Source organism: Streptomyces durmitorensis, assembly GCF_023498005.1.
Classification (GTDB): domain Bacteria; phylum Actinomycetota; class Actinomycetes; order Streptomycetales; family Streptomycetaceae; genus Streptomyces; species Streptomyces durmitorensis.
The window spans coordinates 1,817,040-1,834,474 of the sequence record NZ_CP097289.1 but is presented as its reverse complement, the minus strand read 5'-3'; the positions used below and the strand labels follow the sequence as shown (position 1 = coordinate 1,834,474).

Sequence of the window (17,435 nt, the reverse complement as noted above, 5' to 3'; positions counted from 1 at the left end):
GGGGAGGGCGGCGCGGCTTTCAGGCGCGCAGGGTGGCGCCGCCGTCCACGTACAGGTCGTGCAGGGTGATGTGCCGGGCCCGGTCGGAGACCAGGAAGGTGACCGCGTCGGCGATGTCGGCGGGATCGGCGATCCGGCCGAGCGGGATGCCGACCCGGTACGAGGACGGGTCGCCGTCGATGACCCGGGCGGCGGCCTGCTCGTGGTCGTCCGTCCACAGCTGCCGCTGCATGTCGGTGTGCGTGGAGCCCGGCGAGACGACGTTGCAGCGCACGCCGTCGCGGGCGACCTCGAGGCCGAGACATTTGGTGAACATCGTGGCGGCGGCCTTGGACGCGGCGTACGCGGCCATCTGGGTACGGGGCACCCCGGCGGCGTTCGAACCGACCGTCACGATGGACCCCTTGCCCCGCGCCGTCATGCGGCGGGCCGCGGCGCGCGAGGTGTGGAAGACGCCGTTCGTGTTGACGGCGAAGGTGTCCGCCCAGTCGGTGTCGGTGAGTTCGACGACCGGGGCGGGCCTGAGGATGCCCGCCACATTGACCAGAATCTCCAACGGCCCCACGGTGCGCTCGACTTCGTCGAACGCCGCGTCCACGGCGGCCGCGTCGGTGACGTCGAGGACCATGCCGGTGATGCGGCCGCCCTCCGTCTCCTGCGTCTGCTCCTTGACGTCGGGCGACCGGTCGGCGGCCACGACCCGCGCGCCGCGCTCGGCGAGCGCGCGGGCCACTGCCTGTCCGATGCCCCGGTTCGCGCCGGTGACCAGGGCCACCCGCCCCGCGAGCTCCAGGTCGGCTATGCCGGAGGTCACTTGCCCATCGCCTTCTCGACGTCCTCAAGGACGGAGACGGCGGCCTGCGCGCCGCCCAGGCTGGTCCACTTCGAGCCGTCGATCTCGGTGGTGTGGTCCTTCTTGACCGCGTCGAGCTGCTTGTACGCGGCCTTGCCCTTCAGCTCCTTGAAGAGGTCGGCGTCCGGGCCCGCGGAGGCGAGCGTGCCGATGAACAGCCAGTCGGCGTCGATCTGCTTCAGGTCCTCGTCGCTGAGCGGCGTCGAGTGGCCCTCGCCCTTCTTGTTCTGGATGCCGGGGCGCTTGAAGCCGAGGTCCTTGAGGACGTCGGAGATGAACACGCCCTGCTGCATGACGGCGGTGCCCTTGGCGGAGTAGCGCGCCACGGAGACGCTCGCGCCCGCGTTGTCGCCGAGGCTCTTCTTCACGGCGGCGGCCTTGGTGTCGTAGTCCTTGAGGAACGCGCTCGCCTCGTTGGACTTGCCGAGCACCTCGCCGGTGATCTCCAGGGACTTCTTCCAGTCCTTGGTTCTGTCGATCGTGACGACCGTCGGGGCTATCGCCTTGAGCTGCTTGAGCACCTGCTGGTCGGCGAGCTGGCCCGCGAGGATGACGTCCGGCTTGGCCTGCAGGACCTTCTCGATGTCGGGTCCGGTGACCGCGCCCACGACGGGGATGTCCTTGGCCTGGTCGGCCAGGTACTCGGGAGCGCCCTTCTGGCCGCGGCCCGCGGAGAGGCCGACGGGCTTGACCTTCAGGGCGAGGGCGGAGTCCAGGTCCATCTCGCTCAGGGCGATGACCTTCTTGGGATTGGCCGGAACCTTTACCTCCGCACCGGAGGCGTCGGTGACGGTGACGTCCTTCGCGGCGTTTTTGCCCTTGGTGCTGGAGCCGGAGTCGTCGGACGAGTCCGAACCGCAGGCGGAAAGGGCGAGCGCGGAGGCCAGAGTGAGGGCCGCAACCGCGGTCAGCCGGGTGCGCGGGGAGTGGTTCGAGGACATGTCCGTGATCTCCATGCTTCTGTAGTCCGGGGGTCAGGCCGGACATAAGGGTCATCCCTGGCCGTGTCGGGGCATGACGAATTGGCCCTGAGGAATCAGGGAGTTCGGCCACACCCCGAACCGGGGCTCCAGGTCAAGGTTAGGTTAGGCTAACTTCATGTTGGTTGCGCAAGAGGGGCGGGTCCCAACGTCCGGATCCAGACCTCCGATACCGGGCTTGGCGAAGATGCATCGCCCCACGCTGTGGGCGGCTGCCGCCCTCGTTGTCCTGCTTCTGCTGCTCGGCCTCCTTTCGCTCCTGGTCGGGTCGGGGTCGACGCCGATGGGCCGCGCCTGGGACTTCCTCACCGGGGATCCTTCGGCACGGGCCGACGCCCAGATCCGGCTCGCCGTGATGGACGTACGCCTTCCGCGTACGCTCGCCGGCGCCCTGGTCGGCGTCGCCCTCGGCGCGGCGGGCTGCCTCCTGCAGGCCGTCACCCGCAACCCGCTCGCCGAGACGGGCCTCCTCGGGGTCAACTCGGGCGCCGCCCTTGGTGTCGTGATCGGCCTCACCTACTTCGAAGTCACCTCGGCGTACGGCGTGTTGGTGTGGGCCCTGGTCGGCGGCATGGCCGCGAGCGCCGTGGTCCTGCTGCTCGCCGCGTCCGGGCGGGCCGCGGGCTCGCCGCTGCGGCTCGTCCTCGCCGGGTCGGCGCTCGGCGCGACCTTCCACGGCATGACGTCGTACGTCCTGCTGGGGGAGCAGGCCACCTTCGACACCTACCGCTACTGGACCATCGGTTCACTGGCCGGCATCAAGACCTCCGAGACGTACCCCTTGATCCCGCTGATCGCGGTCGGACTCCTCATCGCCTTCTGCTGCGTACGCCCGCTGTCCGCACTCGCACTCGGCGACGACAGCGCACGCTCGCTCGGCCACCACCCGGGCCGGATACGCCTGATCGTCGCGGCGGCCGTGACGCTCCTCGCGGGCTCGGCGGTCGCACTCGCGGGACCCATCGCCTTCCTCGGCCTGCTCGCTCCGTACGCCGCGCGCGCGGTCACCGGCCCCCGGATGGCGGGCCAGTTGGTGCTCTCCGCGCTGGTCGCGGCGAACGTGATGATCGCCGCCGACCTGCTCGCCAGGGTCGTGATCCGCCCCTGGGAGACTCCCGTGAGCGTGCTTCTCGCCTTCATCGGCGGCCCGTTGCTGATCTGGATCGCACGGTCGCAGCGGATGTCGACGGCGGGGGTGGGCGCATGAGTGCCGAGCGCCTTCCGGAGGGGGCGGCGGGCTCGGCGCCCGACGACGTGTCGGATTCCGCGCCGGGTTCCGCGCCGGACCGTGCTGCGGACGCCACGCCAGGGCGCGTGTCGTACCGCGCGTCGGGCGCGGCGTCGGGCGGTACGCAGGGCTCCGCACCCGGTGCCGAAACCGGCGGCCCGGATTCCGTTCACGGCCGTGCGCAGCACCCCGCCGACATCACCCCGCCCGACTCCACCGCCGTACGCGTCGGCGCCTTCTCCTGGCTCTTCCCCTACCGCAGCGCCCTCGCCGCCGTCGGACTCACGCTGGTCATCGCGGCCGTCGTCTCGCTCGCCACCTTCGCGAGCTCCACCGGAATGAGCTTCTCCGACAGCCTCTCCGGGCTGCTCGGAACCGGCGACTCCGCCACCGTCATGCTCGTGCAGGACTTCCGCCTTCCGCGCATCGCCGTGGGGCTCATGGTCGGCGCGGCGCTCGGCATCGCCGGGTGCCTGACCCAGACGCTCGCCGGGAACCGCCTCGCCACCCCCGACATCATCGGCGTCAACGAAGGCGCCACCGCGGCCGTCGTCGCCTCCGTCGTCGGCTCGTCCACCGGGATGATCGGCGACTGGTGGCTCGGGCCGCTCGGCGCCGCCGCCGCGGCCATGGTGGTCGTCGCCTGCGCGGGCGGCGCGGGCAGCGGGGGATACCGGATCCTCGTCGTCGGCATCGGCGTCTCCACCGTCATCGGCGCCGTCACCGACCTCGTCATGTCCCGCGAGAACGACAACACCGCGGGCGGTGTCTTCCTCTGGACCGTCGGCTCGCTCAGCGGCCGGGACTGGAGCGTCGGCACGCCCCTGTCGCTCGTCCTGCTCGTCCTGGTCCCGCTCTCCCTCGTGGCGGGCAGCCGCCTCCAACTCCTGCGCTTCGACGACGACATGGCGGCCACCCTCGGCGTCAACGTCCGCCGCGTCCGCGCCGTGACCCTCGCGCTCGCCGTCGCCCTGTCCGGCGTGGCCGTCGGCATCGGAGGACCGATCGCCTTCGTCGCGCTCGCCGCGCCCGTCGTGGCCTCCCGGCTCAGCGGACCGACCCGTGTCCCCGTCATCGGCTCGGCCCTGGTCGGCGCGGCCCTCGTGGGCGCCGCCGACGCGCTCGGCCGCGTCGTCGCCCCCGTGGAGATCCCCGTCGGCGTCATCACCAGCGTCCTTGGCGGACCCTTCCTCCTGTGGGTCCTCTTCGGCAAGAACTCCGAGCAGACCGGAAAGGCCTGACCCCGTGCAACTGACCGTCGAGGCGCTCACCTCCGGCTACCCCGGCCACCCGGCCGCCGTGGACGGCGTCGACCTGACCATCCCCAGCGGACAGGTCGCCGCCATCGTCGGCCCCAACGGCTGCGGCAAGTCGACGCTGCTGCGTTCCATCTCCCGCCTCCACAAGCCGAGTTCGGGCACGGTGCACGCCGGGGACGAGGACGTGTGGCGGCTCACCCAGCGCCGCGCGGCCCACCGCATCGCGCTGCTCGCCCAGTCGCCGCAGGCCCCCGAGGCCGTCACCGTCGCCGGACTCGTCCGCTACGGCCGCCACCCCCACCAGGGGCTGTTCCGCCAGTGGTCGCGCGAGGACGAGGCCGCCGTGCGCGAGGCGCTCGAAGCCACCGGCACCACGGAGCTCGCCACGCGCCGCCTGGACCACCTCTCCGGAGGTCAGCGCCAGCGGTGCTGGCTGGCGATGGTCCTCGCCCAGCAGACGCCGATCGTGCTCCTCGACGAGCCGACCAGCGCTCTGGACCTCGGGCACGCCGTCGAAGTCCTCTCCCTGGTACGGGAGGTGGCCGCGGCGGGCCGCACCGTCGTCATGGTCCTGCACGACCTGGCGAGCGCGGCCCGATACGCCGACACCATCATCGCCATGAACGCGGGCAAGATCGTCGCGAACGGCCCGGCGCGCGAGGTGGTGACCGCCGAGCTGGTCAAGGAGCTGTACGGGATCGACGCGGACATCCTTCAGGCACCGGGTGACGGCTCCCCGGTGGTCGTACCGACGATGACGGCGATGACGGCGAAGGCGCCCGGAAGGGTGCCGGAGAAAGTGGACGAGAAGTCGCTCGGGGCGCCTGCGGACGCCGCCACAATTCCCGAGCAGGCACCCGAAGCGGCCTCCACCAAGGCCCCCGCGAAGGCCCCCGCGAAGGCGCGGGAGCCGGGCTGACAGACGTCCGTGCAGGGGCTCGGGGAGGGGCCTGTGCGGCGTGGGCGGGGAGGCCCGGGCAGGTTGCGCGGAAAGGGCGCCGCGACGTCGCCCCCGCCCGGGTCCGCGGCTACGCCCGGCCGACCGCGAAATCAGCCGCCGTCCACGCGAGTCCCACCGCCCCGTCGATCATGGCCTGTTCGGCGGCCGGCGTGGCGGCCGCGGCGGCGAACTCCGGCTGGTGCGGGCCACAGCCGCCCCCGCTGATGTCGAGCACGGGGTGGATCGAGGGCACGACATGCGAGACGTTGCCCATGTCCGTGGACGCGAAGGGCCCGCGCCGCTGCGGCTCGGGCCGCCCCAGGGCGCGCGCGTTCGCCTCCCACAGCGCGACGAGACCGGCGTCGGACCGGAAGTCGAGATAGTCGGGCGCGGGCTGCTCCAGCTCCACCGTGCACCCGGCCGCCAGCGCCCCCGCCCGGAAGCAGTCCGCCACCCGCTCCCGCAGCTCACGCAGCTCTTCGACGGACGGCGTCCGCAACGCGTAGGCGGCACTGGCCCGTTCGGGAATGGCGTTGAGCGCGGTCCCGGCCTCGGTGGTGATCCCGTGCACCTTCCACTCCCCGGGCAGCTGCTGCCGCAGCAGCCCGATCGCCACCTGCGCCACGGTCAGCGCGTCGGCCGCGTTCCGCCCGTCCTGCGGGTTGAGCGTGGCGTGCGCGGACTTGCCCGTGTACGTCGCCGACAGCGCCCCCATCGCGTACGAATGGAAGTCGGCCACCTCGAACGGGCACGGATGCACCATCATCGCCGCGTCGACCCCCTCGAAGGCCCCGGCATCGAGCAGCAGCGCCTTCCCGGCGCCGCTCTCCTCGGCAGGAGTCCCCAACACGCGTACAGTGAGCCCGAGTTGATCGACGACGGGAGCAAGACCAAGAGCGGCCCCCACGCCCGCCGCCGCGATCAGATTGTGCCCGCAGGCATGCCCCATGCCGGGCAGCGCGTCGTACTCGCAGGCAAGCGCGACGGTCACGGGCCCGGACCCGATGGTCGCCTCGAAGGCGGTCTCGAGCCCATAGGCAGGCGCGGTCACCGAGAATCCGTGCGCGCGCAGCACATCGGCACACCACCCGGCGGCCTGCCGCTCCTCGAACGCGATCTCCGGATGGGCGTGGATCAGCCGACTGAGCCCGACGAGCTCGCCCCGTACCTCGCCGATCCGAGCCCGGATCTCCTCCTTGAGCCCGTCGCCTGCCACGCGTCCTCCTCGCCCCTGCCGCCGACATCCTGTCCGGACAGCCTACGGTCGGCAGCCCACCCGCTCAGACCGGCAGCAGCCGCCCGATCAGCGCGCTGAGCTGCCGCGCGTTGCGGCACTCGTGCATCTCCACGTACTCGGCGTAGGTGGAGGCCGCCGAGTCGCCCGTCTGCCACTGGGCCCGGCGCTCGGGGTTGAGCCAGTACACCTTGCGGGCGCGCGAGGCGATGGTGCGCAGGGCGGGGACGTTCGGGTCGCTCATGTTCGTGCGGGCGTCGCCGAGGACGAAGACCGTGGAGCGCGCGGTGACCGCCTCGGCGTAGCGCTCGGCGAACTCGCCCAGGGACGAGCCGTAGTCGCTGCTGCCGTGGTAGCCGGTGACCGCCGCTCCCGAGATGATCCGGCTGCCCAGGCCCTCGGGGTCGGCCGTGCCCCGCGCGATGAGGTCGGTCACCTCGTCGACGCGGTTGACGAAGGCGAAGACGCGCACCTTGCTGAACTGGTCGTGCAGCGCCTGGACAAGCAGCATCGTGAAGTTGGCGAAGCCCGCCACCGAGCCGGACACGTCGCACAGGAGGACCAGTTCGGGCCGCGCGGGGCGGCGGCGCCGCAGAACCGGCCGCATGGGGATGCCGCCCGTGGACAGCGAGCCGCGCAGCGTCCTGCGCAGGTCGATCCGCCCGCGGGCCGCACGGCGCCGGCGCGCGGCGAGGCGCGTCGCGAGTTTGCGGGCCAGTGGCTGGACCGTTCTGCGCAGTTCGTCGAGCTGGGCGCGGCCCGCGATCAGGAAATCGACCCGGTCGGCGGTCGGGGCGACGGCCCGCCGCGCGATCACCTCCGCGCCGCGCCGCTCGGCGACCCGGCGGCGCGCCTCGTCGCGTACCGCGTCGCGGAAGGTCTCGATGCGGCGGCGGATCTCGTCGGCGGTGAGGCGGTCGGTGAAATCGCCTTCCGCGGTGCCTTGGCGGATACCGGCCAGGACGCGGGCCAGCAGGGTCTCGGGACGGAGCCGGGACAGCGTCTGGTGCGACGACCACCCGTCCGAACCGCCCGAGCCGCCACCTTCACCTCCCGCCCCGGGCCGCGTCCCGTATCCGCCCATGCCGTCCACCGCCTCGGCCGCCAATTGGACGAGCAGCGCCTGGTCGTTGGCGGCGAGCGCGGCGGCCAAGCGGTCGCGCAGGTCGTCCCGGTCGATGTCCTTGCCGGAGCCGCCAAGGACCTCCGGAGCGCCGACCCCGCGCGGAAAGTACAGGTCGAAGACCGGATCGAACACCGGCCGCTGTCCCTCGCTGTGCAGCAGCGCGGAGGCGAGGCCCTCCCGAAGCCGCTCCCGGTCGGCCAGGCCGAGGGCCTCCACCGCCGCCCCGGCGTCCACCGTCTCGCCCGTGCCGATCCGGATGCCGTGCGAGCGCAGGGCCTGCACCAGCGCGGTGAGCCGCTCTGTGATCCCGGCCGAGACCGCGGTCACACCGCGTCCAGATCCAGCTTGGCCGCCGCCTTCAGCACGTCGTCCTGGTGCTTGAGCACGACGCCGAGACTGCTCCGTACGACGTCCTCGTCGAGACAGTCGGCGCCGAGGGCGAGCAGCGTACGGGCCCAGTCGATGGTCTCGGCGACCGACGGCACCTTGCGCAGGTCCATCGCGCGCAGCGCGCCGACCACGCGGACGACGGACCGGGCGAGCGCCTCGTCGAGTCCCGGCACCTTCAGTCGCACGATCCGGCGCTCCAACTCCTCGTCGGGGAAGCCGATGTGGAGGAAGAGGCAGCGGCGGCGCAGCGCCTCGGAGAGCTCACGGCTCGCGTTCGACGTGAGCACGGTGAAGGGGCGGCGCGTGGCGGTGATCGTGCCCAGCTCGGGGACCGTGACCTGGAAGTCGCTCAGGACCTCCAGGAGCAGCCCTTCCACCTCGACGTCCGCCTTGTCGGTCTCGTCGATCAGGAGCACCTTCGGCTCGCTGCCGCGGATCGCGGTGAGCAGCGGGCGCGGCAGCAGGAACTCCTCGCTGAAGATGTCCGTGCGCGTCTCGTCCCACGACTCGTCGCGGCCCGCGGTGATGCGCAGGAGCTGCTTGGCGTGGTTCCACTCGTACAGCGCGCGGGACTCGTCCACGCCCTCGTAGCACTGGAGACGGACCAGGCGCGCGTCCGCGACCTCGGCGACGGCCTTGGCCAGCTCGGTCTTGCCGACGCCCGCCGGGCCCTCCACGAGCAGCGGCTTGCCCAGGCGGTCGGCGAGGAAGACGGTGGTGGCCACGGCCGTCGAGGCCAGATAGCCCGTTTCGGCGAGCCGCGTGGCGACATCGTCCACGGATGTGAAGAGCAACGGAGCCTCCGGGCTGATACGGAACGACGTGACGGCTCCCGCCACTTGATCAGCAGCACGGACCGTTCCACAACGGCGGCGCCGCGTTTGCGTCGAACGTCACGTGAGCACGCCCGCACCCACCCCGGTCTGCTGAGTCCAGTCCCGAGACCCACCGGGATCCATGGCCCCTTCTCGTATCCTTGCGGCATGAGGCGGACCTCCTTTGCCAACTGGCCCTGCTCCATCGCCCGCACCATGGACCTGCTGGGCGACTGGTGGACCCCGCTCGTGCTGCGTGAGGCGTTCTACGGGATCAAGCGGTTCGACGCCTTCCAGCAGGAGCTGGGCATCGCGCGCAACACCCTGACCGACCGGCTGCGCCGCCTGGTCGACGAGGGCCTGCTGGAGAAGCGCGCCTACCAGAGCGAACCGGTCCGCTACGACTACGTGCTCACGGAGAAGGGCCGCGACTTCTTCGGCGTGCTCGCCGTGATGAACAGCTGGGGCAACCGCTGGCTGAGCGGTGACGAGGGGGCGCCGGTCGTCTTCGAGCACGACCGCTGCGGGCACGAGGCCCGGGCCGAGGTGGTCTGCGGCCACTGCAAGGAGCCGATGTCGGCCGCGGACACGCACCCGCGCCTGGGCCCCGGCTACCCGGCGCGCCTGGCCGAACGGCCGGACATCCGGGACCGTTTCAACCGCTGAACTCCCCGGCTCCTCGCGTCCGGCCGTCCACCTCCGCACTCTTGACGAGTGAGTCTATCTACGCAACTCTCGTGGTCAGCGACTACAGAGAGGCGACCCACGATGGAGTGGACAGGCGCGCGCTACGCGGACACGCCGACGACCGAGGTGCGCACACGGATCGCCGCGTCACCGGAGCACGTGTGGGAACTGGTCTCCGACATCGGCCTGATGCCCACCCTGAGCACCGAGCTGCGGTCGGTCGAGTGGCTGGACGGGACGACCTGGCCCGTGCTCGGCGCCCGCTTCATCGGCCGCAGCGAGCACGCGTCGTTCGGCGCGTGGGAGACCACGTCGTACGTCGTGGAGTGCGAGGCCCCGCGCGTGTTCGCCTGGGCGGTCGAGGATCCCGAACAGCCCAGCGCCGTCTGGCGGTTCAGCCTCCGGGCGGCGGACGACGGCGGCACCGAGCTGACCCAGTGGATGCAGATGGGTCCCGGCCGCTCGGGCCTGTCGTACGCGATCGACCGGATGCCGGAGAAGGAGCAGAAGATCGTGTACGTACGGATGCGGGAGTTCGAGCAGAACATGGCGGCCACGCTGGACGCGATCAAGAAACTGGCCGAGGGCGCCGCCTCCGGAGAGGCGGACGCGTGATGCGCACGTCGACGACCATCGAGGCGTCCGGGGCGAACTGGCGGGAGACCGTCGACTTCGTCACCGAGGCCGAGAAGCTGGGGATGGACATCTGCTGGGTCGCCGAGGCATGGGGCTCCGAAGCGCCGTCCCCGCTCGGCTACTTGGCCGCGCGCACGGAACGGATGCTGCTCGGCTCCGGCATCATCCAGCTCGCGACGCGGACACCGGCGGCCATCGCCCGAGCGGCGATCACCCTGTCGAACATCTCCGACGGGCGCTTCGTCCTCGGGCTCGGCCCGTCGGGGCCGCAGGTGATCGAGGGCCTGCACGGAGTGCCGTTCGCCCGGCCGCTCACCCGGATGCGGGAGACCGTGGAGATCGTCCGCCAGGCGGCCGCGGGGGAGAAGATCTCGTACGCGGGACGGGAGTTCACCATCCCGCTGCCCGGCGGCGAGGCCAGGCCCATGCGCCTTTCGATGCGCGCCGAGCACGAACTGCCCATCTACCTGGCCACCCTCTCGCCCAAGATGCTGCGCCTGACCGGCGAGGTCGCCGACGGCTGGCTCGGCACCAGCTTCGTCCCCGAGGGCGCCAAGGAGGCCTACTTCGACCACCTCGACGCCGGTCTCGCCGCCTCCGGCCGCACCCGCGGCGACCTGAACATCTGCCAGGGCGCCGAAGTGGCCTTCGCCGACGACGAGGACGCGCTGCGCACGATGGTCGCGAGCCGCAAGGCGGAACTCGCCTTCAGCCTGGGCGGCATGGGCTCGGCCACCACCAACTACTACAACAACGCCTACAGCAGGCAGGGTTGGGCCGACATCGCGGCACAGGTCCGCACCCGCTGGCAGTCCGGCGACCGCGCCGGTGCCGCGGCCCTGATCACCGACGACATGGTCCTCGCCACCACCCTCATCGGCACCGAGGACATGGTCCGCGAGCGGCTGAGGGTGTGGCGCGACGCGGGCGTGGACACGGTCCGCTTCTACCCTGCGGGCGAGAGCCTGGAGTCGCGGCTCACGACCCTGGGCCGGGCGATCGACCTGGTCCGTGAGGTGGACGGGCAGGGGAGTGCTCCGGCCGCTGGGCCGTCAGGCGCCACAGCGACGTGACCTCGGCGGCGCGTGCCGCGTGCAGGGGGTCCGCGGGGTCGGATGCCCGGGGGTGGCGTGGCCGGGTGTCGAGGCGGTCGGCGACCCGCAGGCCCGCGTCGGCGATGGCCGAAGGGAGTTCGCCGGGTGCGCGCAGGCCCAGGTGCTCGGCCAGGTCCGACATGATCAGCCAGCCTTCGCCGCCGGGCAGCAGATGAGCGGCCAGGCCCGTCAGGAAGGCGTGGAGCATGGCGCCCTTGGGGTCGTAGACGCCTTGCTCCAAGGCCGAGTTGGGCTTCGCGGGGAGCCAGGGCGGGTTGCACACGACGACGGCGGCGCGGCCGGGCGGGAAGAGTGCCCCGCCACCTGCGATCTCCACCTGGCCGGTCAGGCCGAGGCGGCTCATGTTGGCGCGGGCGCAGGCCAGCGCGCGGGGGCTGTTGTCGGTGGCCACGACGCGCCGCACGCCCCGGTGGGCGAGGACCGCGGCCAGGACGCCGGTGCCCGTGCCGAGGTCGAAGGCCGGTGCTCCGAGTGAGGCGGCGCGCGGCAGCGGCGCCTGCGCCACCAGGTCGACGTACTCGCCCCTGACCGGCGAGAACACCCCGTAGTGCGGATGGATCCGGGCGCCGATCGCGGGAACGTCCACCCCCTTGGCCCGCCACTGGTGCGCGCCGAGCACACCGAGCAGCTCCCGCAGCGAGACCACCGACGGGGTCGGCAGGGGCGGGCCGTACGCCTCCTCGCAGGCGGCCCGGACATCCGGGGCCCTGCGCAGGGCGAGCGTGTGGTCCGCGCCGAGCGGCACGACGAGCCTGCCGAGCACACGGGCCCGGTGGCCACTGGCGCGGCGCTGGAGGTGGAAGGCCGCCTGCGCGGAGGCGGCCACGGGGGCCTTGCGGTCGATCCGGCGGCCCATCGCGCGCAGCAACTGGCGCGCCTGGTGGTAGTCCCCCTGCCAGAGCAGGGCGGTGCCCTCGCAGGCGAGGCGGTGGGCGGTGGACGCGTTCATGCGGTCGTCGGCCGGGACGACATGGCGGGGCGCGGGCATTCCGGTCTCGGAGTGCCAGCGGGCGGTGTGCTCGGTGTCGCCGTCGATCCAGTGGATCTCGGACACAGATACTCCTCGGAGAGTGAACGTGCGGGGGCACGAACAGCACTCGACAAGGAGCGGGAGCGGTCGGCTCAGGAAAGGCGGTGCGGCTCCCGCGTCGAAGTGCGGGGGGCGTCGCCGAGCACCAGGCCGGGCACCGTGCCGAGCGTCATGACGGGCTCCTTGAGGAGATGGCCGCGGAGATGGCCGCGGAGATGGCCGCGGAGACGGCCGTGGAGATGGCCGCGGAGACGGCTGTGGGGTGGCCGTGGAGACGGGCCGTGAGGAGGAGCGAATGTCTCACACGGGACGGCGGCCGGGCAATCGACTTCTCGGTCCCTTGGATCCGGCGACCCTGCCGGGCCTGACCAGTGCGTCCGATGATCCTCAACTACCGGTCGGGCAGGGCCTGTTGGCGCGGGGAACCCCTTGATCTAGCCTGGTAGCCGCCGGAGGGGGAGACGAATGAGCGGAAGCGTCGAGCACACCCGGGACAGCAAACGTCCGGCTCCGGCCGGCAAAGGGGAGCGGGTCGCCGACTGGGCGGACGGCCGCCTCGGCACCAACACCCTGGCCAAGAGCCAGATGCGCAAGATCTTCCCCGACCACTGGTCCTTCATGTTCGGGGAGATCTGCCTCTACAGCTTCCTGATCCTGATCCTCACCGGCATCTACCTGACGCTGTTCTTCGAGCCGAGCGGATCCGAGGTCATCTACGACGGCGTCTACACGCCGCTCAAGGGCATCCAGATGACCCGGGCGTTCGAGTCCACGGTCGAGATCAGCATGGAAGTGCGCGGCGGGCTGCTGATTCGGCAGATCCACCACTGGGCCGCCATCGTCTTCGTCGCCGCCATGCTCGTGCACATGATGCGGGTGTTCTTCACCGGCGCCTTCCGCAAGCCGCGTGAGGTCAACTGGCTGTTCGGCTGGACGCTGCTGTTCCTCGGGATCATCACCGGCCTCACCGGCTACTCGCTCCCGGACGACCTGCTCTCGGGCACCGGCATCCGCTTCGCACAGGGGGCGATCCTGTCCGTCCCGGTCGTGGGGACGTACCTCTCCTTCTTCCTCTTCGGCGGAGAGTTCCCGGGCGACGCCATCATTCCGCGGCTCTTCAGCGTCCATGTCCTGCTGCTGCCGGGGATCATGCTGGGGCTCGTCGTCGCCCACCTGATCCTGGTCTTCTACCACAAGCACACCCAGTTCGCCGGGCCGGGCAAGACCGAGAAGAACGTGGTCGGGGCGCCCTTCCTGCCCATCTACATCGCCAAGGCGGGCGGCTTCTTCTTCCTGGTCTTCGGCATCCTGGCGATCATGGGTGCGGTCGCCACCATCAACCCCGTGTGGGTGATCGGGCCCTACCGCCCGGACCTGGTCTCCACGGGCGCTCAACCCGACTGGTATCTGGGCTTCTCCGAAGGTCTGATCCGGGTGATGCCCAGCTGGGAGATCAACGCCTGGGGGCACACGCTCGAACTGGGTGTCTTCATCCCGTTCTCGCTCTTCCCGCTGATCCTGATGGCCATCGCCGTCTATCCGTTCATCGAGGCCTGGGTCACCGGCGACAAGCGTGAGCACCACATAGCGGACCGGCCGCGCAACGCCCCGGTGCGTACCGGGCTCGGCGTGGCGTGGCTGACGCTGTTCGCCGTACTGATGGTCGGCGGCGGCAACGACATCTGGGCCACGCATTTCCATCTCTCCATCAACGGGATCACGTGGTTCGTGCGGATCGCGTGCTTCGTCGGTCCGGTGCTCGCCTTCTTCGTGACCCATCGATGGTGCATGGGGCTGCAGCTCCGCGACCGCGAGAAGGCGCTGCACGGCCGGGAGAGCGGCACGATCAAGCGCCTGCCCCATGGTGAGTACGTGGAGGTGCATGTCCCGCTCTCGCAGGGCGAGCTGTACACCCTGACCGCGCACGAGCAGCCCAAGCCGTACGAGATCGGCCCCGAGGTCGACGCGCAGGGCGTGGCGCGCAAGGTCACCCGGGGCGAACGGATGCGGGCGCGCCTCGGGCGGGCCATGTACGGACCGTCGGCGCAGGTGCCCAAGGCGACCCCCGAGGAGTATCTGGAGATCCAGCAGGGCGGCGGGGACGGGCACCACTGACGGGCACCACTGACGGGTGCCAGTGGCGGGGTGGCGAGGCGTCACCCCGTCACTTCGTCAGGAGCCACCACACCCGGTCGTAGGCGAGGACGTGGTAGACGACGAGGGCGATGAGGAACCAGCGGGCGACCCGGCGGATCTCCAGCTGGTAGAGGGCCGCTACCGCCCCGAAGAACACGGCGAGTTCGAGGAGCAGGCGGATCGGACCCGGGGTCTCGTAGTCGGTCTCGCCCGAGCGTGACTCGTCGCCGGAGACGGCGAAGGCGCCCCAGGCCCAGCCGACGAGGACGGGTAACGCGACGACGGTGAGCCAGCGCCACGGCGACGGTGTCCTGCGCCAGGCCCACAGACCGAGACAGCCCAGCGCGAAGAGTTCGAAGAGGAAGCGGATCAGCAGCATGGCCGGGTTGTAGGCCAGGGCGACGGTGGTCAACGTGCCTCCAAAGTAGGCGACTTGGGTGCATCATAATTACGCTACGGCAGTTTCGTAAGTAAGGGGCCGGTTAAACTCACGGCCATGACCACCACCGCCCGACGCGGCCGCCCCCGGGGTGAAGGAACCGACGCCCGCATCCTTGAGGCGGCGCACGAACTGCTCCTGGAGCGCGGGTACGACGGCTACTCGATCGACGAGGTCGCCCAGCGGGCCGGGGTCGCCAAGACCACGCTCTACCGGCGCTGGCCCACCAAGGACCACCTCATCGTCGCCGTCGTCGCCAAGATCCAGGACGACGTCCCGGTGACGGACACCGGAAACATCCGGCACGACCTGGTGACGTACCTCGAAGCCATCGTGGCGGGCCTTGACCGCATGCGCCGGGTCGGCAGGGGCAGGGAGCCGGGCGACCGCTCGGCCGGCCTGGTCGCGGAGATCGTCGCGGCCGCCGCCCGCCATCCGGACGTGGGCCAGGCGGTACGGGCGGTCTTCGCCCGCCGCAACGCCCTGCCGCTCGCGCTCCTGGAGAGCGCACGGGCACGCGGTGACCTGAACCCCGACGCCCGGCCGGACGTGATCTTCGACGAGCTGGCGGGCGCGGTCTACTACCGACTGCTGATCACCGGCGAGCCCTTCGGCGGCGACTACGCCTCCCGCCTCGTCGACCAGGTCCTGGCCGGAGCCCGTACCCCGTCCCCGCGCGCCGAACGAAGCTGATCGAGCCACGCCGCGTCAGCACTGCGGTTAGCCTCACAGAGTGACACAAGTACCTGAGAAGACGCCGAAGTTATACGCCATCAGCGATCTGCACGTCGCGTACGACGACAACCGGAAGTTCCTCGATTCCCTGCGCCCGGAGACCGACGAGGACTGGCTGATCGTCGCAGGGGACACCGCCGAGCGCATGGCCGACGTCGAATGGGCGATGCGCACCCTCACCGACCGCTTCGCCAAAGTGGTGTGGACCCCGGGCAACCACGAACTGTGGACGCCCCACGACGACCCGAACCAGTTGCGCGGCGAGGCCCGCTACCGCCACCTCGTGGACCTGTGCCGCTCCTTGGGTGCCGCGACCCCGGAGGACCCCTACCCGGTATGGCGCGGCGCGGGCGGCCCGGTCACCGTGGCCCCGCTGTTCCTGCTCTACGACTACACGTTCCGCCCCGAAGGCACGTACGCGAAGCGGGACGCGCTGGAGGCCGCGCACGAGGCGGGCGTCGTCTGCACCGACGAGATGCTGCTGCACCCCGACCCCTACCCAAGCCGTGACGACTGGTGCCGCGCCCGCGTGGCGTTCACCGAGAAGATGCTCGCCCGGCGGACGCCCGGCCTGCCCACGGTGCTCATCAACCACTGGCCACTGGTGCGCGACCCCACGCGGATCCTGCACTACCCGGAGTTCGCCCTGTGGTGCGGCACCGAGCTCACCGCCGACTGGCACGTGAAGTACGAGGCGGCGGCCGTCGTCTACGGCCATCTGCACATCCCCCGCACCACCTGGCACGACGGAGTCCGCTTCCAGGAGGTCTCGGTCGGCTACCCGCGCGAGTGGCGCCGCGACTTTCACCCCGACCCGCGGCTACGCCAGATCCTGCCGGAGCCGCGCGAGGGCGGATAGTCAGCCGGTCCGGGCCGTCCGGGGCGCGTCGAGGCGGTGGGCGAGATCGACCAGGTCGGCGAGGCGCAGCGTCCGGCCCGGCCTGGCGGAGCCCGGGAGCGGGACGTGCAGGGGAGCCGTCCAGCGGGCGGGGATCGCGGCGAGGCCGTAACGGGCACCGGCAAGGGCGCCGGTGACCGCGGCCACCGTGTCCGTGTCGCCGCCGAGATCGACCGCCGCGCGGACCGCGTCCTCGTACGTGGACGTGGCGCGCAGCGCCCAGACCGCCGAGCCCAGACAGGGCCAGACGGCGCCGTTGAACTCGGTGGCGTCGTCCGGGTGCCAGTAGGGGGCCAGCGCGAGCGCGTACCGGTCGCGGTGGTCCGGGTGGACCAGGGCCAGCGTCTGCGGAAGGCGGTCCAGGGGATCGGCGCCCTCCAGCGTCAGGCGCAGCAGCTCGTGGAAGATCGCCGTGCCTTCCCAGGCCGCACGGTCGCCGTGCGTGAGGGCGGCGATGCTGCGGGCCGCGTCCATCGTGGCCTCGCGTCCGTCCAGGGCGAAGTAGAGGGCCGCCGTCGTGGCGCGCATCAGCGAACCGTTGCCCGCGGCCCGCGTGTTGACCTGGAAGTGGACCTGGGCGGCGAGGTCCCACGGCAGTCCGTTCGTCAGGACGTCCTCCGTCTGGAGGCCGATGTCCTTGGGCTCGGCCGCCGCCCACCGCTGGAACCGGCCGAAGATGTCCGGCAGATCGAGCCCCGCGTGCGCGAGCAGCGAGTCGGCGACGTGCACCGCCATCTGCGTGTCGTCCGTCGCCTCCCCGGCGTCCCAGCCGCCGCCACCGCACATCTCCCCGCCCCGGCCGGGCCCGGGGAAACGCGCGGAGAAGTCACCCGCGAGCCCGAACTCGAAGGGCGCCCCCAGCGCGTCGCCCACGGCGGATCCGACGAGGGCGCCCGCGGCGCGCTGGGCGCGGTCAGGGAGGAGACTCATGAGG

The 17,435-nt window shown here is 71.6% G+C and carries 16 protein-coding genes and 1 pseudogene; 9 read left to right on the top strand and 8 right to left on the bottom strand.

Annotation, left to right across the window (positions count from 1 at the left end):
* Positions 1–19 precede the first annotated feature (19 nt).
* Both M4V62_RS08450 and M4V62_RS08445 read right to left on the bottom strand, forming a co-directional pair.
* Complete coding sequence (locus tag M4V62_RS08450) at positions 20–814, bottom strand: 2,3-dihydro-2,3-dihydroxybenzoate dehydrogenase (protein WP_249586613.1); 795 nt, start codon at positions 812–814, stop codon at positions 20–22.
* Complete coding sequence (locus M4V62_RS08445) at positions 811–1,794, bottom strand: ABC transporter substrate-binding protein (protein WP_249586612.1); 984 nt, start codon at positions 1,792–1,794, stop codon at positions 811–813. Before M4V62_RS08445 ends, M4V62_RS08450 begins: the two co-directional genes overlap by 4 nt.
* Positions 1,795–2,020: 226 nt before the next feature.
* On the opposite strand from M4V62_RS08445, the gene M4V62_RS08440 reads away from it, so the two are divergent.
* The 3 genes and pseudogenes from M4V62_RS08440 to M4V62_RS08430 all read left to right on the top strand — a co-directional run.
* A complete protein-coding gene (locus tag M4V62_RS08440; protein WP_249592742.1) occupies positions 2,021–3,040 on the top strand; it encodes a FecCD family ABC transporter permease in 1,020 nt (339 codons plus the stop codon).
* The gene (locus tag M4V62_RS08435; RefSeq protein ID WP_249586611.1) at positions 3,037–4,302 is read left to right on the top strand and encodes a FecCD family ABC transporter permease; all 1,266 of its coding nucleotides are present in this window, start codon (positions 3,037–3,039) and stop codon (positions 4,300–4,302) included. Before M4V62_RS08440 ends, M4V62_RS08435 begins: the two co-directional genes overlap by 4 nt.
* Before the next feature lie 4 nt (positions 4,303–4,306).
* Positions 4,307–5,083, top strand: a pseudogene (locus M4V62_RS08430) (ABC transporter ATP-binding protein); the annotation flags it as partial.
* 265 nt (positions 5,084–5,348) lie between these two features.
* Here M4V62_RS08430 and M4V62_RS08425 read toward each other — a convergent pair.
* The 3 genes from M4V62_RS08425 to M4V62_RS08415 form a co-directional block, all read right to left on the bottom strand.
* Positions 5,349–6,476 carry a M20 family metallopeptidase gene (locus tag M4V62_RS08425; protein ID WP_249586610.1) on the bottom strand — a complete coding sequence of 376 codons (1,128 nt, stop codon included), beginning with the start codon at positions 6,474–6,476 and terminating at the stop codon, positions 5,349–5,351.
* Between the two features lie 64 nt (positions 6,477–6,540).
* Positions 6,541–7,947, bottom strand: a complete 1,407-nt coding sequence (locus M4V62_RS08420; protein ID WP_249586609.1) for a vWA domain-containing protein — start codon at positions 7,945–7,947, stop codon at positions 6,541–6,543.
* Positions 7,944–8,804: an AAA family ATPase gene (locus M4V62_RS08415; protein WP_249586608.1), complete on the bottom strand. Its 861-nt coding sequence runs from the start codon at positions 8,802–8,804 to the stop codon at positions 7,944–7,946. Before M4V62_RS08415 ends, M4V62_RS08420 begins: the two co-directional genes overlap by 4 nt.
* 189 nt (positions 8,805–8,993) lie before the next feature.
* Here M4V62_RS08415 and M4V62_RS08410 point away from each other — a divergent pair, with 189 nt between their 5' ends.
* The 3 genes from M4V62_RS08410 to M4V62_RS08400 all read left to right on the top strand — a co-directional run bounded on the left by M4V62_RS08410 (position 8,994) and on the right by M4V62_RS08400 (position 11,221).
* Complete coding sequence (locus tag M4V62_RS08410) at positions 8,994–9,491, top strand: winged helix-turn-helix transcriptional regulator (RefSeq protein ID WP_249586607.1); 498 nt, start codon at positions 8,994–8,996, stop codon at positions 9,489–9,491.
* A 102-nt stretch (positions 9,492–9,593) separates the two neighbouring features.
* Positions 9,594–10,127, top strand: coding sequence for an SRPBCC family protein (locus M4V62_RS08405; protein ID WP_249586606.1), 534 nt, complete (start codon positions 9,594–9,596; stop codon positions 10,125–10,127).
* Positions 10,127–11,221 carry an LLM class flavin-dependent oxidoreductase gene (locus M4V62_RS08400; protein WP_249586605.1) on the top strand — a complete coding sequence of 365 codons (1,095 nt, stop codon included), beginning with the start codon at positions 10,127–10,129 and terminating at the stop codon, positions 11,219–11,221. The genes M4V62_RS08405 and M4V62_RS08400 overlap by 1 nt, the downstream gene beginning before the upstream one ends.
* Here the strand turns inward: M4V62_RS08400 and M4V62_RS08395 are convergent.
* A complete protein-coding gene (locus M4V62_RS08395; protein ID WP_249586604.1) occupies positions 11,127–12,317 on the bottom strand; it encodes a methyltransferase in 1,191 nt (396 codons plus the stop codon). The two genes, M4V62_RS08400 and M4V62_RS08395, sit on opposite strands and share 95 nt — an antisense overlap.
* Before the next feature lie 441 nt (positions 12,318–12,758).
* On the opposite strand from M4V62_RS08395, the gene qcrB reads away from it, so the two are divergent.
* Entirely contained in the window at positions 12,759–14,408 is a 1,650-nt protein-coding gene (qcrB, locus tag M4V62_RS08390; RefSeq protein ID WP_249586603.1) for a cytochrome bc1 complex cytochrome b subunit, read from the top strand.
* Between the two features lie 49 nt (positions 14,409–14,457).
* On the opposite strand, the gene M4V62_RS08385 is transcribed toward qcrB, so the two are convergent.
* Positions 14,458–14,841, bottom strand: coding sequence for a YrdB family protein (locus M4V62_RS08385; protein WP_249586602.1), 384 nt, complete (start codon positions 14,839–14,841; stop codon positions 14,458–14,460).
* A gap of 84 nt (positions 14,842–14,925) precedes the next feature.
* Between M4V62_RS08385 and M4V62_RS08380 the strand changes: the two genes are divergently transcribed.
* Positions 14,926–15,561 carry a TetR/AcrR family transcriptional regulator gene (locus tag M4V62_RS08380; RefSeq protein ID WP_249586601.1) on the top strand — a complete coding sequence of 212 codons (636 nt, stop codon included), beginning with the start codon at positions 14,926–14,928 and terminating at the stop codon, positions 15,559–15,561.
* A gap of 40 nt (positions 15,562–15,601) precedes the next feature.
* Entirely contained in the window at positions 15,602–16,462 is an 861-nt protein-coding gene (locus tag M4V62_RS08375; RefSeq protein WP_249586600.1) for a metallophosphoesterase family protein, read from the top strand.
* Here the strand turns inward: M4V62_RS08375 and M4V62_RS08370 are convergent, their stop codons facing one another.
* Positions 16,463–17,431 (bottom strand): ADP-ribosylglycohydrolase family protein, encoded by a 969-nt coding sequence (locus tag M4V62_RS08370; RefSeq protein WP_249586599.1) that lies wholly within the window; start codon positions 17,429–17,431, stop codon positions 16,463–16,465.
* Between the last annotated feature and the right edge of the window lie 4 nt (positions 17,432–17,435).